The sequence below is a fragment of the Aquipseudomonas alcaligenes genome (assembly GCF_003205495.1).
GTDB lineage: Bacteria > Pseudomonadota > Gammaproteobacteria > Pseudomonadales > Pseudomonadaceae > Aquipseudomonas > Aquipseudomonas alcaligenes_B.
This window is the reverse complement of the sequence record NZ_QJRX01000002.1, coordinates 483,061-504,758: the sequence shown is the minus strand read 5'-3', so window position 1 is coordinate 504,758 and position 21,698 is coordinate 483,061. Positions and strand designations below refer to the sequence as shown.

The window sequence follows — 21,698 nt, the reverse complement described above, 5'->3', positions numbered from 1 at the left end:
GAAGCAGTAACAAGACGGGAGCGTAGTCTACCGGAAAGGGTCTATCAGCTCAAACCTTGTGCGCTGGTCGGCGGGCGCCAGTGCAACTGCCAGGCGCCATGCTGCGAACCGTCCAGCCCGGGCAGGTTCGCCACCGCCAGCAGCTCGTCGTCGCGATACAGCAGCGGCAGGCGGCCACGCACGAAAGCCGGTACTGCACGCTCATTGAGCAGGCGCTTGAGATCGCGATGTCCGCGCCCCGGCAGCGCCATCACCTCGCCCCCCGCACGATAAGCCAGGCGCAGCGGCCCGGCCGGTAGGGTTCCGGTCAATTGCACGACACCATTGCCCGGCAATTGCAGCGGCTGCGTCGGCTCACCCCAGGCGGCAAGCAGTGGTGGCTGTCGCAGCCATTCCCCGGACAACCACCATAACCGTCCGTCGGCGCGCCTCAACTCGCCACCGGCCAGGCGCCAGAGCGGGACGGCATCGACGCCGGCATCGCGCAGGGCATGCCAACCCGCCCAGTGCTCGGTATCCGGCAGCAGCGTCAGGGGTGCCAGCCAATGCCGCAGGGCATTGCGCTGGCGCTGCTCGGAGAGTGGCAGCAGGGGCGCCAGCGCTAATGAGGGCAGCCCCAGCCAGGCGAAAGGACCTTCACCGCGCGCCACCAGCAGGTCCAGCTCGGCCAGTTCTCCCAGCAGCTGTTCGGCCGCGCGCAGGTGCTCGGCACTGCGCGCCAGGTTAGCCGCCGCCTGCGGCCAGTGGCGTGCCAGCGCCGGCAGCACCTCGCGGCGCAGAAAGTTGCGCGCCAGCCGGGTGTCGGCGTTCGAAGGATCCTCGACCCAGCTCAAGCCCTGGTGCCGGGCGTAGCACTCCAGTTCCGCGCGGGCTACCTTGAGCAGTGGCCGCACCAGCCAGCCCGCACCCAGGCGGCGGCTCGGCGGCATGCCCCCCAGGCCCCGCACACCGGCGCCGCGCAGCAGGCGCAGCAGCAGGGTCTCGGCCTGGTCATCGCGGTGCTGGCCGGTCAGCAGCAGCTCGCCCTCCCCCAGCCGGCGAGCGAAGGCGGCGTAGCGCGCCTCGCGCGCCGCCCGCTCGAGGCTGGCAGCACCGTCAACCTGCACCCGCTCGATGTGCAGCGGTACGCCCAGCTGCTCGCACAGCGCCTGGCAATGGGCTGGCCAGCCATCGGCGACGTCCTGCAGGCCATGGTGCACATGGATGGCCGACAGCGGCGGCAGCGTCTCGCGCTCGCGCAGGCGCGCCAGCAGATACAGCAGCACGCTCGAATCCAGGCCACCGGACAAGGCGACATGCCAGGCCGGCGCAGCAAGCCAGGGCCGGAGGGATTCGAGCAGAGAGGATTCGAGCGCAGTCATGCCGCCAGCTTAAACAACAACGGGCCCGAAGGCCCGTTGCAGATGATGCACGCCACGCGTCAGGCGATGCCGTAGCTCATCAGGCGCTCGTAGCGGCGCTCCAGCAGCTTGGCATCGTCCAGCTTGCGAAGGCTCTTGAGCTGGGCGACCAGCTCCTGGCGGATCGACTCGGCGGCGGCCGCCGGATCACGATGGGCGCCGCCCAGCGGTTCGGCGATCACCTTGTCGACGATGCCCAGGCCCTTCAGACGCTCGGCGGTGATGCCCATGGCCTCGGCCGCGTCCGGCGCCTTCTCGGCGGTCTTCCACAGGATCGAGGCGCAGCCTTCCGGCGAGATCACCGAGTAGGTGGAGTACTGCAGCATGTTCAGCTGATCGCACACGCCGATGGCCAGCGCACCGCCGGAGCCACCCTCGCCGATCACGGTGGCGATGATCGGGGTCTTCAGGCGCGCCATCACGCGCAGGTTCCAGGCGATGGCCTCGCTCTGGTTGCGCTCCTCGGCGTCGATACCCGGATAGGCACCGGGGGTGTCGATGAAGGTGAGGATCGGCAGCTTGAAGCGCTCGGCCATTTCCATCAGACGGCAGGCCTTGCGGTAGCCCTCGGGGCGCGGCATACCGAAGTTGCGGCGCACCTTCTCGCGCACCTCGCGGCCCTTCTGGTGGCCGATGACCATCACCGGCTGGCCGTCCAGGCGGGCGGTACCGCCGACGATGGCGGCGTCGTCGGAGAAATGGCGGTCGCCATGCAGCTCGTCGAACTCGGTGAAGATGTGCTCGATGTAGTCGAGGGTGTAGGGACGGCGCGGGTGGCGCGACAGCTGCGAGATCTGCCAGCTGCTGAGGTTGCCGAAGATGGTCTCGGTCAGCGCGCTGCTCTTGTCCTGCAGCCGGGAAATCTCGTCGCTGATGTTCAGCGCATTGTCGTTGCCTACCAGGCGCAGCTCTTCGATCTTGGCTTGCAGGTCGGCGATCGGCTGTTCGAAGTCGAGGAAGTTCGGGTTCATAGGCATCCGTCTAGCATCGGCGGCCCCGTGGGCCGGGCGGTGTTCCATGTGGCGCCTACCTTAAGGGATAGCGCGCCCATGGTCGAGGCCGACGCGGCGGGCTGGTGCCCTGAATCGGAAGTTGGCTGTTCAATCCTGGCGGCGTCTTTTGCCGCCAGACAGCGTTGCCACTCCTCGCCATAGCTCTGCTATGACTCGTCGCGGCGCCTTGCCTGGCAACAAAATCCACTCGCCAACTCTTGAACGCAATTCCGATTCAGGGCACTGGGCCTGCCACTCAGCGGTATTGGAGAAAGACGTTGTCTTTGCCGAACTGGTCACGCAGCGCCTGGATCAGGTTGTCCGCCGGGTCGATGCGCCACTGCTCGCCGAACTGCAGCACGGCCTTGGCCTCGCTGCCGCTGTAGTCCAGGGTCAGCGGGCAGGCGCCGCGGTGCTTGGCGAACAGCTCGCCAAGCCAGCGCAGGCGGTCACCGGCCAGCGCCTCGCGCGGGGCGCGGATGCGCAGGCTCTCGGCCAGGCCGGTGCGCGCCTCCTCCAGGCTCATCACCCGTTTGGCGCGCAGGCGCAGGCCGCCGGAGAACTCGTCGTTGCTGACCTCGCCCTCGACCACCACCAGGGCATCGGTCTGCAGCAGCGCCTGGGCACTGGCGAAGGCGTCGGCGAACAGCGAGGCCTCGATCCGTCCGGAACGGTCGTCCAGGGTGATGAAGCCCATCTTGTCGCCCTTCTTGTTCTTCATCACCCGCAGGGCGACGATCAGGCCGGCGATGGTCTGGGTGTCGCGCGCGGCACGCAGCTCGACGATGCGCTGGCGGGCGAAGCGGCGCACCTCGCCCTCGTACTCGTCGATCGGGTGGCCGGTGAGGTACAGGCCGAGGGTGTCCTTCTCGCCTTTCAGGCGCTCCTTGATCGACAGCTCGCGCGCCTTGCGATGGTTGGCGTAGACGTCTGCCTCGGGCTCGGCGAAGACTCCGCCGAACAGGTCCATGTGGCCACTGTCATGGCTGCGCGCGGTCTGCTCGGCGGCCTGCACCGCCTCTTCCATGGCCGCCAGCAGCACGGCACGGTTGAGGTCGACGCTGGCCTGGTAGGCCTTGAGCTCGTCCTGGTAGTAGGGGCCGAGGCGGTCCAGCGCGCCGGAGCGGATCAGCGCCTCCAGGGTGCGCTTGTTGATGCGCTTGAGGTCGACGCGGTTGCAGAAGTCGAACAGATCCTTGAAGGGCCCGCCCTCCGCGCGGCACTCGACGATGGCCTCCACCGGCCCCTCGCCCACCCCCTTGACCGCCCCCAGGCCGTAGACGATGCGCCCGTCGTCGTTGACGGTGAACTTGAACTCCGAGGTGTTCACGTCCGGCGCGTCGATGCGCAGCTTCATGTGGCGGCATTCCTCGATGAGGATCACCACCTTGTCGGTGTTGTGCATATCCGCCGACAGCACGGCCGCCATGAACGGCGCCGGGTAGTGCGCCTTGAGCCAGGCGGTCTGGTAGGAGACCAGGCCATAGGCGGCCGAGTGCGACTTGTTGAAGCCGTAGCCGGCGAACTTTTCCACCAGGTCGAAGATGTTGCCCGCCAGCTCCGCATCGATGCCGTTCTTCGCGCAGCCCTCGATGAAGCCGCCGCGCTGCTTGGCCATCTCCTCGGGCTTCTTCTTGCCCATGGCGCGGCGCAGCATGTCCGCGCCGCCGAGGGTGTAGCCGGCCATCACCTGGGCGATCTGCATCACCTGTTCCTGGTACAGGATGATGCCGTAGGTGGGCTTGAGCACGGGCTCCAGGCCCGGGTACTGGTAGTCCGGGTGCGGGTAGGAAATCACCTCGCGGCCGTGCTTGCGGTTGATGAAGTCGTCCACCATGCCCGACTGCAGGGGGCCGGGGCGGAACAGCGCCACCAGTGCGATCATGTCTTCCAGGCAGTCCGGCTTGAGCTTCTTGATCAGCTCCTTCATGCCGCGCGATTCGAGCTGGAAGACCGCGGTGGTCTCCGCCTTCTGCAGCATGTCGTAGGTCTTCTTGTCATCCAGCGGGATGAAGTCGATGTTGACCAGCTCCTCGTCCGCGGCACCGTCGCGCTTCTGGATGCGATGGATGGTCTCCATCGCCCACTTGATGATGGTCAGGGTGCGCAGGCCGAGGAAGTCGAACTTCACCAGCCCCGCCTGCTCGACGTCGTCCTTGTCAAACTGAGTCACCAGGCCGCCACCCTCCTCGTCGCAGGAGGTCGGGGCGAAGTCGGTGAGCTTGGTCGGTGCGATCACCACACCACCGGCGTGCTTGCCGGTGCCGCGGACGATGCCTTCTAGCTTGAGCGCCATGTCCCAGATCTCCTGGGCCTCCTCGTCGCTCTTGAGGAAGTCGCGCAGCACTTCCTCCTGCTCGTAGGCGGCCTCCAGGGTCATGCCGACTTCGAAGGGGATCATCTTCGACAGGCGGTCGGCCAGGCCGTAGGACTTGCCCTGCACCCGCGCCACGTCGCGCACCACCGCCTTGGCCGCCATCGAGCCGAAGGTGATGATCTGGCTCACCGCGTTGCGCCCGTACTTGTCGGCCACGTAGTCGATCACCCGGTCGCGGCCGTCCATGCAGAAGTCGACGTCGAAGTCGGGCATGGAAATCCGCTCGGGGTTGAGGAAGCGCTCGAACAGCAGGTCATAGGCCAGCGGGTCGAGGTCGGTGATCTTCAGCACGTAGGCCACCAGCGAGCCGGCGCCCGAACCCCGGCCCGGGCCGACCGGCACGCCGTTGTTCTTCGCCCACTGGATGAAGTCCATCACAATGAGGAAGTAACCGGGGAAGCCCATCTGGATGATGATGTCGAGCTCGAAGTTCAGGCGGTCGACGTAGACCTGCTTCTTCGCCTCGTAGTCCGGCGTGTCCCTGGGCAGCAGGACCTTCAGGCGCTCCTCCAGGCCCTCGAAGGAGGCGTGGCGCAGGTAGTCGTCGATGCCCATGCCGTTGGGCGTTGGGAAGTCGGGGAGGAAGTACTTGCCCAGCTGCACCTCGATGTTGCAGCGCTTGGCGATCTCCACCGTGTTCTCCAGCGCCTCGGGCAGGTCGGCGAACAGCTCGGCCATCTCTTCCGGGGTCTTGAGGTACTGCTCCTCGGAATAGTTGCGCGGCCGCCGCGGGTCGTCGAGGGTGCGCCCCTCGCCGATGCACACGCGGGTCTCGTGGGCCTCGAAGTCGCCGCGCTTGAGGAAGCGCACGTCGTTGGTCGCCACCAGCGGCACACCGGTGCGCCCGGCCAGCTCGACGGCCGCGTGCAGGTGCTCCTCTTCATTGACGCGGTTGGTACGCTGCACTTCCAGATAGAAGCGCTCGGGGAATACCGCCAGCCACTCATTGAGGAAGGCCTCGGCGCGGGCGCCCTCGCCGGCCAGCAAGGCCATGCCGACCTCGCCCTCGCGCGCGCCGGACAGGGCGATCAGCCCCTCGGCGGACTCCTTGACCCAGTCGCGCTGGATGATCACCAGGCCGTTGTCCTGGCCCTCGGCCCAGCCACGGGAAATCAGCTCGGTAAGGTTGCGGTAGCCCTTGGCGTTCATCACCAGCAGGGTCAGGCGCGACAGCGGGCCATCCTCGTCCGGGCTGGCCAGCCAGATATCGGCGCCGCAGATCGGCTTGATGCCGGCGCCCATGGCAGTCTTGTAGAACTTCACCAGCGAGCACATGTTGCTCATGTCGGTGACGGCCACGGCCGGCATACCGGCAGCCGCCACGGCCTTGACCAGGGGTTTGACCCGCACCAGCCCGTCGACCAGGGAGAACTCGGTGTGCAGGCGCAGATGGACGAAGCTGGCGGTCATGGCAATCCCGTTGGTGACACAGAAACGATAAGGCCCGGATTGTACCGGGCCTCGACTTAAACATCAGCTTGCGAACCCGCCGTGTGGCGCTTATTCGATCCCTTCGAGCACATTGCGTACCGGCGCAAACGAACGCCGATGGATGGGTGTGGCGCCCAGGCGCTTGAGCGCCTCCAGATGCACCGGCGTGGGATAGCCCTTGTGCCCGCCGATGCCATAGCCGGGGTAGAGCTTCTCCATCTCGGCCATCTCGCGATCGCGACTGACCTTGGCCAGGATCGAAGCGGCGGCGATGGCCGGCACCTGGGCGTCGCCACCGACCACCGGGGCGCTGGGCACCGCCAGCTTCGGGCAGCGGTTGCCGTCGATCAGCGCCAGTTTCGGCGTGATGCTCAGGCCTTCGACGGCGCGCTGCATGGCCAGCATGGTGGCATGCAGGATATTCAGCTGGTCGATCTCCTCCACCTCGGCGCGGGCGATGCACCAGGCCAGGGCCTTTTCGCGGATCTCGTCGAACAGCTTCTCGCGGCGCGCCTCGGTCAGCTTCTTCGAATCGTTGAGACCGACGATGGGACGGGCCGGATCGAGAATCACCGCGGCAGTGACCACCGGGCCACAGAGCGGGCCGCGACCGACTTCGTCGACGCCGGCGACCAGCTCCTCGACCAGCGTGAAATCCAGACCCAGCTGCATCAGGCCTGCCCGACCAGCTTGAGCACGGCGTCGGCGGCCTGCTGCGAGGCATCCTGGCGCAACGCTCGGTGGATAACGTCGAAGCCTTCGGTCTGCACCGCGCCATCGTCCAGCAGCGGCGCCAGCGTCTGGGCTAGGGCGTCCGGTGTCGCGGCATCCTGGATCAGCTCGGGCACCAGCAAACGCTCGGCCAGCAGGTTGGGCAGCGAGATGTAGGGGCTCTTCACCAGGCGCTTGAGGATGCGGTAGGTCAGCGGCGCCACCTTATAGGCCACCACCATCGGCCGCTTGTGCAGCAGGGCTTCCAGGGTGGCGGTACCGGAGGCGATCAGTACCGCGTCGCAGGCGGCCAGCGCTTCATGGGAGCGGCCATCGAGCAACAGCAGCGGCAGGTTGCGCCCGGCCAGCATGGTCTCCAGCTGCGCACGGCGCTCGGCATTGGCACAGGGCAGCACGAAGCGGATACCGGGGCGCAGCGTGCGCAAGCGCTCGGCGGCATCGAGGAACAGCGCGCCCAGGCGTGCCACTTCGCCGCCCCGACTGCCCGGCAGCAGGGCCACCACCGGCTCATCCGGCGCCAGGCCGAGCGCCTCGCGGGCGCCGGCGCGGTCCGCCTGCAGCGGTATGGTGTTGGCCAGTGGATGGCCGACGAAGCGCACCGGCACCTGGTGCTCCAGGTAGAAACGCGCCTCGAAGGGGAACAGCGTCAGCATCAGGTCGCAGGCGTCGCGGATCTTAAGCACGCGCTTCTGCCGCCAGGCCCATACCGAAGGACTGACGTAGTGCACGGTCTTGATTCCAGCCTGGCGCAGCTTGAGCTCCAGCCCCAGGTTGAAATCCGGTGCATCGATGCCGATGAACAGGTCCGGCTGGGCCGCGATCAGCTCCCGGATCAGGCGCTTGCGCCGCGCCAGAAGCTCGCGCAGACGCCCCAGCACCTCGACCAGGCCCATCACCGCCAGGCGTTCCATGGGGAAGGCGGAGACAAGCCCCTCGGCCTCCATGCGCGGACCGCCGACGCCGATGAACTCTACCTGGGGATGTTGCTGCTTGAGCGCCTGCATCAGGCCGGCGCCGAGGATATCGCCGGAGGCCTCGCCGGCCACCAGCGCAACACGAAGGGGGCGACTCATATCAGCGGGTAATGCCGCGCGTCGAGGCCTGGACGGAGTCGCGGAACACCGCCACTTCCGGGAACTGGGAAGCGGACTCGGCCAGCTCGGCCAGCGCCTGCTCGACGGTCAGGCCCTGGCGGTAGACCACCTTGTAGGCTCGGCGCAGGGCGGCGATGGCCTCGGCACTGAAGCCGCGACGGCGCATGCCCTCGAAGTTCATGCTGCGCGCCTCGGCCGGGTTGCCGAACACGGTGACGTAGGCTGGCACGTCCTTGCCGATGGCCGTGCCCATGCCGGAGAAGCTGTGGGCGCCGATGCGGCAGAACTGGTGGACCAGGGTGAAGCCGGAAAGGATCGCCCAGTCGTCCATGTGCACATGGCCAGCCAGCGCAGTGTTGTTGACCAGGATGCAGTGGTTGCCGATCACGCTGTCGTGACCGACGTGCACATAGGCCATCAGCAGGTTGTGGTCGCCGATGGTGGTCTCGGAGCGGTCCTGCACGGTGCCACGGTGGATGGTGACACCTTCGCGGATCACGTTGTGATCGCCAATGACCAGCCGGGTCGGCTCACCCTTGTACTTGAGGTCGGGCGTGTCCTCGCCCACCGAGGAGAACTGGTAGATCTTGTTGTGCCGGCCGATCACGGTCGGGCCCTTGAGCACCACGTGCGGGCCAATCACGGTACCCTCGCCGATTTCCACATCGGGTCCGATGATCGACCAGGGGCCGACCTGGACATCCGCGGCCAACTTGGCCGAAGGGTCGATGATGGCGCGAGGGTCAATCAAACTCATAGCTTGCGTTCCGCACAGATGATTTCCGCCGAGCAGACTTCCTTGCCATCGACACTGGCCTGGCACTCGAACTTCCAGATACTGCGCTTGACGCTGAGGAACTTGGCTTGCAGTACCAGTTGGTCGCCAGGGAGCACTGGCTGGCGGAAGCGCAGCTTGTCGGAGCCGACGAAGTAATACAGGGTGCCGTCAGCCGGCTTCACATCGAGCATCTTGAAACCGAGGATGCCGGCGGCCTGAGCCATGGCCTCGATGATCAGCACGCCCGGCATGATCGGATGATCGGGGAAGTGGCCATTGAAGAAGGGCTCGTTGATGCTGACATTCTTGTAGGCACGAATGGTCTTGGCTTCCACGTCCAGCTCGGCTACGCGATCCACCAGCAGGAAAGGATAGCGGTGCGGTAGATATTCGCGAATCTCGTTGATGTCCATCATGTGCGGAGAGCCTGTTCTAAAAAATGGGGGTGCCGCGGGCACGGTCAGGCATCAGATGAGGCCTGACCGTCCGGGGTCACGGCGGCGAGGCGCTTTTCCAGCTCGCGCAGGCGCTTCGCCATGTCGTCCAGTTGACGAATACGCGCGGCACTCTTCTTCCAGTCGGCAGCGGTCTGCATGGCGGTACCGGAAGAATAGGCGCCGGGTTCGGTGATCGAGCGGGTGACCATGGTCATGCCGGTGACGAACACGTTGTCGCACACTTCGATGTGCCCGACCATGCCGACGCCACCAGCGATCATGCAGTGCTTGCCGATCTTGGTGCTGCCGGAGATGCCAACGCAGCCGGCCATGGCGGTGTGATCACCGATCTGCACGTTGTGCGCGATCATGATCTGATTATCCAGCTTCACACCGTTGCCGATAACGGTATCGGCCAGGGCACCGCGGTCGATGGTGGTGTTGGCGCCGACTTCCACGTCGTCACCCAGCACCACGCCGCCGATCTGCGCGATCTTCTGCCACACGCCCTTCTCGTTGGCGAAGCCGAAGCCCTCGCCGCCGAGTACGGCACCGGACTGGATGACCACGCGCTTGCCGATTTTCACATCGTGATAGAGGGTCACGTGCGGCGCCAGCCAGCCGTCCTCGCCGATCTCGCTGCGCGCGCCGACCACGCAGTGGGCACCGATAGTGACTCCAGCGGCGATGCGTGCGCCGCTCTCGATCACCGCGTAGGCACCGATGCTGGCAGTCGGATCGACCTGGGCGTCGGCGGCGACGATGGCAGTCGGGTGCACCCCGGCAGGGGCCACGGGCTTGGTGTCGAACAGGTGGGAAAGCTGGGCGAAGGCCAGGTAGGGGTTGGCTACCAGCAGTACATCGCCGGCATAGCCTTCGGCATCAGCGGCAGTCAGCAGCACCACGCCGGCACGGGTATCGGCGAGGTATTTGCGGTACTGGGCGTTGGACAGAAAGCTCAGCTGCTCGGGTCCGGCATCCTGCAGGGTCGCCAGGCCGCGGATCGGCTTGTCCGCGGCGCCACGCAGGGTAGCGCCGAGACGCTCGGCCAGTTCGCCGAGGGTGAAGGCGACTGCGCTCATGATCAGCGCTGCGAGTTCATGCGCTCGATGACCTGGCGGGTGATCTCGTACTGCGGCTTGACGTCGACCACGGCACCACGCTCCAGCACCAGGTCATAGTTGCCCTGCTTGATCACCTCCTCAACGGCCTTGTCCAGCTTAGGCTTGAGCTGCTTGAGCATGTCGCGGTCGGAGATGGCCTTGGCTTCGTTCAGCTCCTTGGACTGAAACTGAAAATCGCGGGCCTTCTGCTTGAACTCCAGCTCCAGGCGCTCACGCTCGGCCTGCTGCATTTTCTCGCCATCCTTGACCAGACGATCCTGGATGCGCTTGGCATCACTTTCCAGCTGCTTGAGCTTGCTCAGCTGCGGACCGAACTTCTTCTCGGCATCCACGGCGTACTTCTTGGCGGCATCCGACTCAAGCAGGGCCATCTGATAATTCATCACCGCGATCTTCATCTCGGCGAAGGCCGGGGTCGCCATCAGGGCTGCGGCGACCAGAACCAGTTGAGTCAACTTACGCACGATGCACTCCTGCAACAAACACTGTTGTCTAGCAAATTAGAAAGTTTGGCCCAGGGAGAACTGGAATACCTGGGTATCCGCCTCTTCCGGCTTTTTGATCGGCGCCGCCAGGCTGAAACTCAGCGGCCCCATGGCGGTGACCCAGGTCACCCCGACACCCACGGAACTTGCCAGGTCGCCGAAATCGATGTTGTTGCAGCTCGGCGAAGAAGAAGAGCAGGAGGTGTCGTACACGTTACCCACGTCCCAGAACAGCACGGTGCGCAGGGAGCGCTGGTCCTTGACGAACGGCAGCGGGAACAGCAGCTCCGCACCGCCCTGGATCAGCACATTGCCACCGAAGGGGAGCGGATCCTGGTCCGGGTCAAATTGAGTGCCCTCGTTCCCAGTGACGGCAACACCACGACTGGGCGTACTACGCGGGCCAAGGCTGCTGTCCTCGAAACCGCGCACCGAGTTGAAACCACCGGCGTAGTAGTGCTCGTAGAACGGCAGCTCCTCTGTGGAGCCATAGGCGTCGCCGAAGCCCAGTTCAGTGTGGAAGCGCAGCGTGTACTTGTCGTTGATCGGCTGGAAGATCTGACCACGATAATCGAGCTTGAAGAACGACAGATCGCTGCCCGGCACGGTGGTTTCCAGCACCAGACTCTGCGAATGGCCACGATTGGCCAGCACGCCGCGATTGAGGGTCGACTCGGACCAGCCGATCGAAGCTTTCAGGTTCAGGTAGCTGTCGCCTTCCTGCTCGATGAAATCGAAGATCTCGTCGACGGTGTAGACACCAGTATCGATGCTGTCCTGCTGGATGGTCAGACCATAGGTCAGGCGCGAAGTCTCGCTGATCGGGTAACCGATGCTCATACCGGCGCCATAACTGTCGACCGAGTAGCTGGAAACATCGACATCGAGATCATCGTAGTCGGTGGTGCGATAGAAGGCGTTGTAGCCCAGGCTGACGCCGTCGACGGTCCAGTAGGGGTCGACGAAGCCAAAGTTGTAGCGGGTCTGGTACTCGGAGCGGGTCAGACCGACGCTGACCTTGTTGCCGGTACCGAGGAAGTTGTTCTGGCTGATTGAGCCACCGAGGATCAGACCGGCGTTCTGGGCGAAGCCGACGCTGGCGGTGATGGAGCCGGACGGCTGCTCTTCGACGCTGTAGTTGACGTCGACCTGGTCGTCGGTGCCCGGCACCTGCGGGGTCTCGACGTTGACTTCCTTGAAGTAGCCGAGGCGCTCCAGGCGGGTCTTGGACTGGTCGATCAGATAGGTGGAGGCCCAGCCGCCCTCCATCTGGCGCATCTCGCGGCGCAGCACCTCGTCCTCGGTCTTGGTGTTGCCGCGGAAGTTGATGCGATTGACGTAGGCGCGCTTGCCCGGATCGACCACGAAGGTGATGGCGACGGTCTTATCTTCATCGTTGGGCTGCGGCACGCCGTTGACGTTGGCGAAGGTGTAGCCCTCGTTGCCCAGGCGGCGGGTGATCAGCTCGGAGGTGGTGGTCATCACCTTGCGCGAGAAGACCTGCCCCTGCTTGACCAGCAGCAGCTTCTCGATTTCTTCCTGCGGCACCTTGAGGTCACCGGAGAGTTTCACTTCGCTGACGCTGTACTTCTCGCCTTCATCGACGTTCACGGTGATGTAGACGTGCTTCTTGTCCGGGGTGATGGATACCTGGGTGGAGGAGATATCCATGTTGATGTAGCCGCGGTCCAGGTAGTAGGAGCGCAGACGCTCCAGGTCGCCGGACAGCTTCTCGCGAGCGTACTTGTCATCGTTCTTGAAGAAGGACAGCCAGTTGGTGGTCTTCAGCTCGAACAGGGCGGTCAGGTCCTCGTCCGGGAACACGCTGTTGCCGACCACGTTGATGTGCTGGATGGCGGCGACCGAGCCTTCATTGATGGTGATCTTCAGGGCTACGCGGTTGCGCGGCTGCGGAATCACTTCGGCTTCGATCTCGGCGGAGTAGCGGCCCTGGGCCACGTACTGGCGCAGCAGCTCGTTGCGCACGCCCTCGAGGGTGGCGCGCTGGAAGATTTCGCCCTCGGCCAGACCGGACTGCTGCAAGCCCTTCATCAGATCTTCGGTGGTGATCGCCTTGTTGCCTTCGATCTCGATGGTGGAGATGGAGGGGCGCTCGACCACATTGATCACCAGCACGTCACCTTCGCGACCGAGCTGGATGTCCTGGAAGAAACCGGTCTTGAACAGGGCACGGGTGGCATCCACCAGGCGACGGTCATCGACCGCATCGCCCACGTTCAGCGGCAGGGCGCCGAACAGGCTTCCCGCGGAAACCCGCTGCAGACCGTTGACCCGAATATCGGTGATGGTGAAGGACTCGGCGTGAACTTCGGCGATCATCAGTGCGGCGAAGACCGCAGGTAGCAGCAGACGTTTCATGAAGTCCTTTCTTATTCCAACTGATAATAAAGAAACTGCCGCGAGACGCGGCAGATTCGGAATTCAGCTATTCGTTACAGACGACTCAGATCGTTTACCAGGGCCAGCAACATCACCCCCAGCACCAGACTGATACCTATCTGAATGCCCCAACCCTGTACCCGCTCAGACAATGGGCGACCACGCACCCACTCGACCAGGTAGAACAGCAAATGCCCCCCATCCAGAACGGGAATGGGCAGCAAATTGAGAACCCCCAGGCTAATGCTCAGGTAGGCGAGGAAGTTGAGGAAATCCGCCACGCCGGACTGAGCCGAAGCGCCCGCCACTTTAGCAATGGTTATCGGCCCACTCAAGTTTTTTACCGAGAGCTCGCCGAACAGCATTTTCTTCAGCGAATCAAGGGTTAGCAGGGTCATATTCCAGGTGCGCCGAAGCCCTTCGGCAACCGCATCGAGCGGCCCGAAACTGACCTCGTGCAGCATGTGCGCAGGCCACTCGCCCCCCTTCACGCCAACCCCCAGATAACCGCTACGCGCCTCACCTTCACCACGCGCTGCCAGCACCAGAGGCAACTCGAGCTGCTCACCCGCACGCTCCAGGCGCAGAACTACCCGTTCGCCGGGGCGCGAACGCACCCAGTCGACGACCTGCTGCCATTCGTCCAGAGCCTGCTCATCGAGCGCCAGCAGCCGATCGCCCAGACGCACGCCCGCCGCCTGAGCCGGCCCCTGCGGATCGAGCTCGCTGACCACGGGCTCGCTCGCCGGCCGCCACGGCCGGATACCCAAAGACTCGAGAGGTTCCGGCTCGTCGACGCCACGCAGCCAGTCGCGCAGCACCAGTTGACGATCGGCAATCAGGGAAGAGCCGACCTCACGCACCTGCAGCTCGACGGTACCGGACTCCCCCAGACGCCGAATCAGCTGCAGGTTGACGGCCGACCAGCCGGGCGTCGCCTCGCCATCGACCGCCACTATTTCCTGGCCGGCACGCAGTCCAGCGGTAGCGGCAAGGCTGTCCGGCGCCACCGCGCCGATCACCGGACGCACCTGCTGGGTACCGAGCATGGCGATCGCCCAGAAGAACAGGATGGCCAGGAGGAAATTGGCGATAGGACCGGCAGCCACTATGGCAATGCGCTGCTTGACCGTCTTGCGATTGAAGGCCTGATCGATCTGCTCGGCGGGCACCTCGCCCTCGCGCTCGTCGAGCATCTTCACGTAGCCGCCCAGCGGGATGGCGGCCACCACGAACTCGGTGCCCTGGCGATCATGCCAGCGCAGCAGCGGACTGCCGAATCCGACGGAGAAGCGCAGCACCCTGACCCCGCAGCGGCGCGCCACCCAGAAGTGGCCGAACTCGTGGAAGGTGACCAGCACCCCGAGCGCAACCAGGGTGCCGAAAAGCATGTACAGCGCACTCATTCCATCTTCCTCCGGGCCTTGTCACCCGTGGCGATTCAACCAGTCAGCGGCCAGGGCGCGCGCGCGCGCGTCTGCCGCCAGCACCGCATCGAGATCGTCGACCGCGGACGACGCCTCGCGATTCAGGCCGTCCTCGATGATACGCGCGATATCGGAAAAGCGGATGCGCCGTTCGAGAAACGCCGCCACCGCCACCTCGTTGGCCGCATTCAATACCGCCGGCGCACTGCCCCCCGCCTCGGCGGCCTGCCGCGCCAGGCGCAAGCAGGGGAAGCGCAGCTCGTCGGGCGCCTGGAAATCGAGGCGCGCGACGGCAAACAGGTCCAGAGGCGCCACGCCGGAATCGATCCGCTCCGGCCAGGCCAGGGCATGGGCAATGGGCGTGCGCATGTCCGGATTGCCCAGCTGCGCCAGTACCGAGCCATCCACATAGTCGACCAGGGAGTGGATCACGCTCTGCGGGTGAATGACCACCTCGACCTGCTCGGGCCGCGCATCGAAAAGCCAGCAGGCCTCGATCAGCTCCAGCCCCTTGTTCATCATGCTGGCCGAATCCACCGAGATCTTGCGCCCCATGGACCAGTTCGGATGGGCGCACGCCTGCTCGGGCGAGACGCGCTCCAGTTCGGCCAGCGGTGTCTCGCGGAAGGGCCCGCCGGAGGCCGTCAGCAGGATACGCCGCACCCCTACCGCCCCCAGACCGCGGGCATAGTCGCCGGGCAGGCACTGGAAGATGGCGTTGTGCTCGCTGTCGATCGGCAACAGGGTGGCGCCATGCTCGCGCACCGCCTGCATGAACAGGGCGCCGGACATCACCAGCGCCTCCTTGTTGGCCAGCAACACCTTCTTGCCGGCCCGCACGGCGGCCAGGGTCGGCTTGAGGCCGGCGGCACCGACTATGGCCGCCATCACCGCATCCACATCCGGATGAGCGGCCACCTCGCACAGCCCGCCCTCGCCCACCAGCACGCGAGTCGCGAGGCCAGCGCCACGCAGTGCATCCTGCAACCTGCTGGCACTGGCCTGATCGGCGACCACGGCGAACTGCGGGCGATGCCTCAGGCAAAGCTGCTCGAGCTCGGCCAGCCGGGAGAAACCGCTGAGGGCGAAGGCCTGGTAGCGCTCGGGATGCCGGGCGATCACATCCAGCGTACTAAGACCGATGGAGCCGGTCGCCCCGAGCACGGTGATGCGCTGCGGACGACTCACTGAGCGCCCCATCCCGCCAGCCAGAGCAGCACGGCGAACAGCGGAATGGCCGCGGTCAAGCTGTCGATGCGATCCAGCACGCCACCGTGGCCGGGCAGCAGGTTACTGCTGTCCTTGATCCCGGACTGGCGCTTGAACATGCTCTCGGTCAGGTCACCGATCACCGAGGCGGCCACTACCAGTGCCGCGCCCCCCAGAGCCAGCAGCAGGCCAGCCGCTGACCAGCCCTGCTGCAGACCGACCGCCAAGGTAATCAGCAGGCTGGCGGCCAGGCCGCCATAGAAACCCTCCCAGCTCTTGCCGGGACTGACCCGCGGCGCCAGCTTGCGCCTACCGAAGGCCTTGCCGGCGAAGTAGGCACCAATATCGGCCCCCCACACCAGCACCATCACGGCGATGATCAGGCCATTGGCCTGCGGCCACTGCTTGAGCAGCACCAGGCCTTGCCAGGCCGGCAGCAGGATCACCAGGCCAATCAGCAGCTTGCCGGGCAGCCCGCCCCAGTAGCGACTGCTGCCCGGATAGCTCAGCACCAGCAGGGTCGCCGCCAGCCACCAGAGCAGCGCCGCCGCCAGCAACCAGGGCGCCAGCGCCGGCAGCAGCCAGGCACCGTAGAGAAGGGCCGCAACCGCCGCCCCGTAGGCCACCCGCTGCGACTGGGCGGACAGACCGGCCAGGCGCGCCCACTCCCAGGCAGCCAGGCTGACCACGGCGCCGATGAACAGGGCGAAGGCCCAGCCCTCGAGCAGAAAGAAGCCCCCCAGGGCGATGGGCAGCAGGATCAGGGCGGTGATGACGCGTTGTTTCAGCATTGACTGCGAGCCTCGGCTTCCACCTGTTCGCTGGTCTTGCCGAAGCGGCGCTGGCGGGTGGCGAAATCGGCCAGCGCCTTGCGCATGGCGTCATGTTTGAAGTCCGGCCAGTACAGGTCGGAAAAGTACAGCTCGGAATAGGCCAATTGCCAAAGCAGGAAATTGCTGATGCGGTGCTCACCGCCGGTGCGGATGCACAGGTCCGGCAGCGGCAGATCACCGGTAGCCAGGCAGCCCTGCAGCAGCTCGGGAGTGATCTCTTCCGGCCGCAGATGACCGCCCTGGACTTCCCGCGCCAGGCGCTGCGCGGCCTGGACTATATCCCACTGGCCACCGTAGTTGGCGGCGATCTGCAGGACGAAGCGGCTGTCGCCGGCGGTCAGCTGCTCGGCCTCACGCATGGCCGCCTGCAACTCCGGATGGAAGCGCGAGCGATCACCGATGATGCGCAGGCTGATGGCGTTTTCCTTGAGTTTCTTCACCTCGCGACGCAGGGCCGAGAGGAACAATTCCATCAGCGCCCCGACCTCCTCGGCCGGGCGCTGCCAGTTCTCGCTGGAGAAGGCAAACAGGGTCAGCACCTCGACCCCGGACTCGGCGCACACCTCGATGACCGCGCGCACCGAATCGACGCCGGCCTTGTGCCCGGCCACGCCGGGCAGCAGCCGCTTCTTCGCCCAGCGGTTATTGCCATCCATGATGATGGCGACATGCCGTGGCACCGCCGCCGGGGCGTCCTGCTTGCTCCTGCTCACATCACACCGCCATCAGGTCGGCTTCTTTGACTTCCAGGGCCTTGTCGATGTCGGCAACGAACTTGTCGGTGAGCTTCTGCACCTCGTCGGCGGCACGACGCTCCTCGTCCTCGCTGATCTCCTTGTCCTTGGACAGCTTCTTCAGCTCGGCCAGGGCGTCGCGACGCACGTTGCGCACCGCCACCTTGGCATCCTCGGCAACGCCACGGGCCTGCTTGGTGTAGCCGCGGCGCGTTTCTTCGGTCAGGGCCGGCATCGGCACGCGGATGGTGGCACCGGCACTGCTCGGATTGAGGCCGAGATCGGAGGTCATGATGGCCTTTTCGATCGCCGCGCTCAGGGTCTTGTCGTGAGCGACGATCTTCAGCGTACGGGCATCTTCCACGGTGATCGCGGCGACCTGGTTCAGCGGCATCTCGCTGCCATAGGCCGGGACCTTGACGCTGTCCAGAATGCTCGGGTGCGCGCGCCCGGTGCGAATGGAGGCCAGGTTGCGCCCCATGGACTCCAGGGACTTGCTCATGCGCTCCTGGGCGGCCTTCTTGATCTCGTTGATCATTGTGCTTCCTCCTCGATCAGGGTTCCTTCGGCGCCACCCACCACGATATTCAGCAGGGCGCCGGGCTTGTTCATGTTGAAGACCCGCAGCGGCATCTTGTGATCGCGCACCAGGCAGATGGCCGTCAGGTCCATCACGCCCAGCTTGCGGTCGAGCACCTCGTCATAGGTCAGGCGCTCGAACTTCTCCGCATTGGGGTCCTTGAAGGGGTCGGCAGTGTACACGCCATCGACCTTGGTGGCTTTCAGCACCAGGTCGGCATCGATCTCGATGGCACGCAGGCAGGCCGCCGAGTCGGTGGTGAAGAAGGGGTTGCCGGTGCCAGCGGCAAAGATCACCACTTCGCCGGTGGACAGATGACGCATGGCCTTGCGGCGATCGTAGTGGTCGGTCACGCCGACCATGGAGATGGCCGACATCACGATGGCGGGGATATTCGAGCGCTCCAGGGCGTCGCGCATGGCCAGGGCGTTCATCACGGTGGCCAGCATACCCATGTGGTCGCCGGTGACCCGATCCATGCCGGCGGCAGACAGCGCCGCGCCACGGAACAGGTTGCCACCGCCGATCACCAGGCCGACCTGCACGCCGATGCCGACCAGCTGGCCGACTTCCAGCGCCATGCGATCCAGCACCTTGGGATCGATGCCGAACTCTTCCGAGCCCATCAGGGCCTCGCCGCTTAACTTGAGCAGAATGCGTTTATAGCGAGGTTGACGACCACTCACCTGCTGAGCCATTGCGTATCTCTCCTGCGGCGTTGTTTGGCTGCTTATATTACCCGGCAGTCAGACCACTGCCCGGTCAAATCGTGCGGAGCATTGCCCGCTTTGCAAAAGAGGCTGCACGCGTAAGCGGGCAGCCTCTTCTGTTCGACAGTGCGAAACCGTCTTACTGCTTGGCAGCGGCCACCTGGGCAGCCACTTCGGCAGCGAAGTCAGCCTCGACCTTCTCGATGCCCTCGCCCACTTCGAAACGGGTGAAGGAAACGATCTCGGCACCGGCTTTCTTGACCAGCTCACCGACCTTGACTTCCGGATCCATGACGAAGGCCTGCTCGACCAGGCTGGCTTCGGCCAGGAACTTGGCGATACGACCCTTGACCATGTTCTCGACGATGTTTTCCGGCTTGCCGGCGATCTTCTCGGCGTTCAGCTGCAGGAAGATTTCCTTTTCCTTGGCGATCAGCTCTTCGGAAACGTCGGACGGGTTCAGCACGGCCGGGTTGGAAGCAGCGACGTGCATGGCAACGTGCTTGGCCAGCTCCTCGTTGCCGCCTTTCAGTACGACCAGGACGCCGATGCGGTGGCCGTGCAGGTAGGAACCCACGACGTCGCCTTCGACGGCAGCCAGACGACGGATGTTGACGTTCTCACCGCACTTGGCGACCAGGGCCTCACGGGCGGATTCGCGGGAAGCGATCAGCGGGGCGGCTTCGGTCAGCTTCTGGGCGAAGGCTTCGTCCAGGCTCTCCTTGACGAAGGCCTTGAAGTCGTCCTGCAGGGCCAGGAAGTCGGTCTGCGAGTTGACTTCGATCAGCAGGCCACGACCACCCTCGACGCGAGCGGCGATGGCGCCTTCGGCGGCGACGTTGCCGGCCTTCTTGGCGGCCTTGATGGCACCGGAAGCGCGCATGTCGTCGATGGCCTTCTCGATGTCGCCACCGGCGGCAACCAAGGCCTTCTTGCATTCCATCATGCCTTGGCCGGTGCGCTCGCGCAGTTCTTTAACCAGGGCTGCAGTGATTTCTGCCATGTTCACAATCCTCTTGAAGTGGTGTTCAACCATTCAACCCGGCCACGCCGGGCACAAAATTCGCAAGTGGCAAAAAGGGGGCCAAGCCCCCTTCTCGCACAACGGGAAAGGTGCTTCCCGTTATCAGCCTTCGCTGGCCTCGGAAGCAGCTTCCTCGACGAACTCGTCGGTGCCGCCGGCAGCGTTGCCACGACCACGGATCACGGCGTCGGCCATGGCACCCATGTACAGCTGGATGGCGCGGATGGCGTCGTCGTTACCCGGGATGATGTAATCAACGCCTTCCGGGCTGCTGTTGGTATCGACGATGCCGATGACCGGGATGCCCAGCTTGTTGGCTTCGGTGATGGCGATGCGCTCGTGGTCGACGTCGATCACGAACAGCGCGTCCGGCAGGCCGCCCATGTCCTTGATGCCGCCCAGGCTACGATCCAGCTTCTCCAGATCGCGGGTGCGCATCAGGGCTTCTTTCTTGGTCAGCTTGGCGAAGGTGCCGTCCTGGGACTGGGTTTCCAGCTCGCGCAGGCGCTTGATCGAAGCACGGATGGTCTTGTAGTTGGTCAGCATGCCGCCGAGCCAACGGTGATCAACGTAGGGGGAACCGCAGCGAGCAGCTTCTTCAGCCACGATCTTGCCGGCGGAACGCTTGGTGCCCACGAACAGGATCTTGTTCTTGCCGGCAGCCAGCTTCTCAACGAAGGACAGGGCCTCGTTGAACATCGGCAGGGTCTTTTCCAGGTTGATGATATGAATCTTGTTGCGCGCGCCGAAAATGTACTTGCCCATTTTCGGGTTCCAGTAACGGGTCTGGTGGCCGAAGTGCACACCGGCCTTCAGCATATCGCGCATATTGACTTGGGACATGATAGTTCCTTGATAAGTCGGGTTAGGCCTCCACGCATCCCAATCTCCAACCCTTGCGGGCACCCAGGAAATCGTGTCGATACGTGTGCGGAGTTAAGCCCTACGAGCAGCTCTGCCCGTAAAGCGGCGCGTTTTATACCACAGAAAGCAGCGACAGGCTAGCCGAACCAGGAACCGGCCGCATGCCGCCGCCCGGCGGCTTTCTGCTAGAATCGCCGTCTTTCCCGTTTTTGCCTTGCGCCACCGGCGCCGAGAGAGACCGCATGACCGTCACCATCAAGACGCCCGACGAAATCGAGAAGATGCGCGTGGCCGGCCGCCTGGCCGCCGAAGTGCTGGAGATGATCGGCGAGCACGTCAAGCCCGGCGTCACCACCGAGGAAATCGACCGCATCTGCCACGACTACATCGTCAACGTGCAGAAGGCCATCCCCGCCCCGCTCAACTACGGTGCCGCGCCGGGCCGCCCGGGCTTCCCCAAGTCGATCTGCACCTCGATCAACCACGTGGTCTGCCATGGCATCCCCAACGACAAGCCGCTGAAGGACGGTGACGTGCTGAACATCGACGTCACCGTGATCAAGGACGGCTACCACGGCGACACCAGCAAGATGTTCATGGTCGGCAAGGTGCCGGAGTGGGCCCAGCGCCTGGCCCAGATCACCCAGGAGTGCATGTACAAGGGCATCCAGCTGGTCAAGCCCGGCGCGCGCCTGGGCGATATCGGCGAAGTGATCCAGAAGCATGCCGAGAAGAACGGCTTCTCGGTGGTGCGCGAATACTGCGGCCACGGCATCGGCGCGGTGTTCCACGAGGAGCCGCAGGTACTGCACTACGGCCGTGCCGGCACCGGCATGGAGCTCAGGGCCGGCATGACCTTCACCATCGAGCCGATGATCAACCAGGGCCGCCCGGAAACCCGCCTGCTCGGCGACGGCTGGACCGCCATCACCAAGGACCGCAAGCTCTCCGCTCAGTGGGAGCATACGGTGCTGGTCACCGAGAGCGGCTACGAGATCCTCACCCTGCGCAGCGACGACACCCTGCCGCGCACTTCCCCCTGAGCATCCACATAGAGGAAGGCGCGC

19 protein-coding genes are annotated in these 21,698 nt (G+C 64.9%); 1 reads left to right on the top strand and 18 read right to left on the bottom strand.

All coding sequences use genetic code 11. The features are described 5' to 3' along the window. Window positions 1–44 precede the first annotated feature (44 nt). From tilS to rpsB, 18 genes are all read right to left on the bottom strand, one after another. A complete protein-coding gene (gene tilS, locus DMO17_RS05085) occupies window positions 45–1,361 on the bottom strand; it encodes a tRNA lysidine(34) synthetase TilS (RefSeq protein WP_110681301.1) in 1,317 nt (438 codons plus the stop codon). A 59-nt stretch (window positions 1,362–1,420) separates the two neighbouring features. Further along, a complete protein-coding gene (locus DMO17_RS05080; protein WP_110681299.1) occupies window positions 1,421–2,371 on the bottom strand; it encodes an acetyl-CoA carboxylase carboxyltransferase subunit alpha in 951 nt (316 codons plus the stop codon). A 277-nt stretch (window positions 2,372–2,648) separates the two neighbouring features. After that, window positions 2,649–6,179 carry a DNA polymerase III subunit alpha gene (gene dnaE, locus DMO17_RS05075; RefSeq protein ID WP_110681297.1) on the bottom strand — a complete coding sequence of 1,177 codons (3,531 nt, stop codon included), beginning with the start codon at window positions 6,177–6,179 and terminating at the stop codon, window positions 2,649–2,651. Window positions 6,180–6,269: 90 nt separating this feature from the next. Continuing rightward, a complete protein-coding gene (rnhB, locus tag DMO17_RS05070) occupies window positions 6,270–6,872 on the bottom strand; it encodes a ribonuclease HII (protein ID WP_021701233.1) in 603 nt (200 codons plus the stop codon). Then, window positions 6,872–8,005: a lipid-A-disaccharide synthase gene (gene lpxB / locus DMO17_RS05065; protein ID WP_110681295.1), complete on the bottom strand. Its 1,134-nt coding sequence runs from the start codon at window positions 8,003–8,005 to the stop codon at window positions 6,872–6,874. Before lpxB ends, rnhB begins: the two co-directional genes overlap by 1 nt. A gap of 1 nt (window position 8,006) precedes the next feature. Next, on the bottom strand, window positions 8,007–8,783 hold the full coding sequence (gene lpxA, locus DMO17_RS05060; RefSeq protein WP_110681293.1) for an acyl-ACP--UDP-N-acetylglucosamine O-acyltransferase: 777 nt from the start codon (window positions 8,781–8,783) through the stop codon (window positions 8,007–8,009). Further along, window positions 8,780–9,220: a 3-hydroxyacyl-ACP dehydratase FabZ gene (gene fabZ / locus DMO17_RS05055; RefSeq protein ID WP_110681292.1), complete on the bottom strand. Its 441-nt coding sequence runs from the start codon at window positions 9,218–9,220 to the stop codon at window positions 8,780–8,782. Before fabZ ends, lpxA begins: the two co-directional genes overlap by 4 nt. Window positions 9,221–9,264: 44 nt before the next feature. Continuing rightward, the gene (lpxD, locus tag DMO17_RS05050) at window positions 9,265–10,323 is read right to left on the bottom strand and encodes a UDP-3-O-(3-hydroxymyristoyl)glucosamine N-acyltransferase (protein WP_375538003.1); all 1,059 of its coding nucleotides are present in this window, start codon (window positions 10,321–10,323) and stop codon (window positions 9,265–9,267) included. Window positions 10,324–10,325: 2 nt separating this feature from the next. Further along, window positions 10,326–10,829, bottom strand: a complete 504-nt coding sequence (locus DMO17_RS05045; protein ID WP_110681288.1) for an OmpH/Skp family outer membrane protein — start codon at window positions 10,827–10,829, stop codon at window positions 10,326–10,328. A gap of 36 nt (window positions 10,830–10,865) precedes the next feature. Beyond that, window positions 10,866–13,229 carry an outer membrane protein assembly factor BamA gene (gene bamA / locus DMO17_RS05040; protein ID WP_110681286.1) on the bottom strand — a complete coding sequence of 788 codons (2,364 nt, stop codon included), beginning with the start codon at window positions 13,227–13,229 and terminating at the stop codon, window positions 10,866–10,868. A 74-nt stretch (window positions 13,230–13,303) separates the two neighbouring features. Continuing rightward, window positions 13,304–14,656 carry a sigma E protease regulator RseP gene (rseP, locus tag DMO17_RS05035; RefSeq protein ID WP_110681285.1) on the bottom strand — a complete coding sequence of 451 codons (1,353 nt, stop codon included), beginning with the start codon at window positions 14,654–14,656 and terminating at the stop codon, window positions 13,304–13,306. 21 nt (window positions 14,657–14,677) lie between these two features. Beyond that, window positions 14,678–15,865 (bottom strand): 1-deoxy-D-xylulose-5-phosphate reductoisomerase, encoded by a 1,188-nt coding sequence (gene ispC / locus DMO17_RS05030; protein ID WP_110681283.1) that lies wholly within the window; start codon window positions 15,863–15,865, stop codon window positions 14,678–14,680. Next, on the bottom strand, window positions 15,862–16,677 hold the full coding sequence (locus tag DMO17_RS05025; RefSeq protein WP_110681281.1) for a phosphatidate cytidylyltransferase: 816 nt from the start codon (window positions 16,675–16,677) through the stop codon (window positions 15,862–15,864). Before DMO17_RS05025 ends, ispC begins: the two co-directional genes overlap by 4 nt. Then, entirely contained in the window at window positions 16,671–17,432 is a 762-nt protein-coding gene (gene uppS, locus DMO17_RS05020; protein ID WP_110681278.1) for a polyprenyl diphosphate synthase, read from the bottom strand. The genes DMO17_RS05025 and uppS overlap by 7 nt, the downstream gene beginning before the upstream one ends. Before the next feature lies 1 nt (window position 17,433). Further along, the gene (gene frr / locus DMO17_RS05015) at window positions 17,434–17,991 is read right to left on the bottom strand and encodes a ribosome recycling factor (protein WP_110681277.1); all 558 of its coding nucleotides are present in this window, start codon (window positions 17,989–17,991) and stop codon (window positions 17,434–17,436) included. Beyond that, window positions 17,988–18,731 carry a UMP kinase gene (pyrH, locus tag DMO17_RS05010; RefSeq protein WP_110681275.1) on the bottom strand — a complete coding sequence of 248 codons (744 nt, stop codon included), beginning with the start codon at window positions 18,729–18,731 and terminating at the stop codon, window positions 17,988–17,990. The genes frr and pyrH overlap by 4 nt, the downstream gene beginning before the upstream one ends. Window positions 18,732–18,882: 151 nt before the next feature. Further along, complete coding sequence (gene tsf, locus DMO17_RS05005) at window positions 18,883–19,746, bottom strand: translation elongation factor Ts (RefSeq protein ID WP_110681273.1); 864 nt, start codon at window positions 19,744–19,746, stop codon at window positions 18,883–18,885. Between the two features lie 123 nt (window positions 19,747–19,869). Continuing rightward, window positions 19,870–20,610, bottom strand: a complete 741-nt coding sequence (gene rpsB, locus DMO17_RS05000; RefSeq protein WP_110681271.1) for a 30S ribosomal protein S2 — start codon at window positions 20,608–20,610, stop codon at window positions 19,870–19,872. 263 nt (window positions 20,611–20,873) lie between these two features. On the opposite strand from rpsB, the gene map reads away from it, so the two are divergent. Continuing rightward, on the top strand, window positions 20,874–21,674 hold the full coding sequence (map, locus tag DMO17_RS04995; RefSeq protein WP_110681269.1) for a type I methionyl aminopeptidase: 801 nt from the start codon (window positions 20,874–20,876) through the stop codon (window positions 21,672–21,674). Window positions 21,675–21,698: the final 24 nt, after the last annotated feature.

Excerpts from the sequence above, each read along its gene's own strand:
- tilS (WP_110681301.1), bottom strand. The coding sequence starts at position 1,361 with ATGACTGCGCTCGAATCCTCTCTGCTCGAATCCCTCCGGCCCTGGCTT.
- DMO17_RS05080 (WP_110681299.1), bottom strand. The coding sequence starts at position 2,371 with ATGAACCCGAACTTCCTCGACTTCGAACAGCCGATCGCCGACCTGCAA.
- dnaE (WP_110681297.1), bottom strand. The coding sequence starts at position 6,179 with ATGACCGCCAGCTTCGTCCATCTGCGCCTGCACACCGAGTTCTCCCTG.
- rnhB (WP_021701233.1), bottom strand. The coding sequence starts at position 6,872 with ATGCAGCTGGGTCTGGATTTCACGCTGGTCGAGGAGCTGGTCGCCGGC.
- lpxB (WP_110681295.1), bottom strand. The coding sequence starts at position 8,005 with ATGAGTCGCCCCCTTCGTGTTGCGCTGGTGGCCGGCGAGGCCTCCGGC.
- lpxA (WP_110681293.1), bottom strand. The coding sequence starts at position 8,783 with ATGAGTTTGATTGACCCTCGCGCCATCATCGACCCTTCGGCCAAGTTG.
- fabZ (WP_110681292.1), bottom strand. The coding sequence starts at position 9,220 with ATGATGGACATCAACGAGATTCGCGAATATCTACCGCACCGCTATCCT.
- lpxD (WP_375538003.1), bottom strand. The coding sequence starts at position 10,323 with ATGAGCGCAGTCGCCTTCACCCTCGGCGAACTGGCCGAGCGTCTCGGC.
- bamA (WP_110681286.1), bottom strand. The coding sequence starts at position 13,229 with ATGAAACGTCTGCTGCTACCTGCGGTCTTCGCCGCACTGATGATCGCC.
- rseP (WP_110681285.1), bottom strand. The coding sequence starts at position 14,656 with ATGAGTGCGCTGTACATGCTTTTCGGCACCCTGGTTGCGCTCGGGGTG.
- DMO17_RS05025 (WP_110681281.1), bottom strand. The coding sequence starts at position 16,677 with ATGCTGAAACAACGCGTCATCACCGCCCTGATCCTGCTGCCCATCGCC.
- frr (WP_110681277.1), bottom strand. The coding sequence starts at position 17,991 with ATGATCAACGAGATCAAGAAGGCCGCCCAGGAGCGCATGAGCAAGTCC.
- pyrH (WP_110681275.1), bottom strand. The coding sequence starts at position 18,731 with ATGGCTCAGCAGGTGAGTGGTCGTCAACCTCGCTATAAACGCATTCTG.
- tsf (WP_110681273.1), bottom strand. The coding sequence starts at position 19,746 with ATGGCAGAAATCACTGCAGCCCTGGTTAAAGAACTGCGCGAGCGCACC.
- rpsB (WP_110681271.1), bottom strand. The coding sequence starts at position 20,610 with ATGTCCCAAGTCAATATGCGCGATATGCTGAAGGCCGGTGTGCACTTC.
- map (WP_110681269.1), top strand. The coding sequence starts at position 20,874 with ATGACCGTCACCATCAAGACGCCCGACGAAATCGAGAAGATGCGCGTG.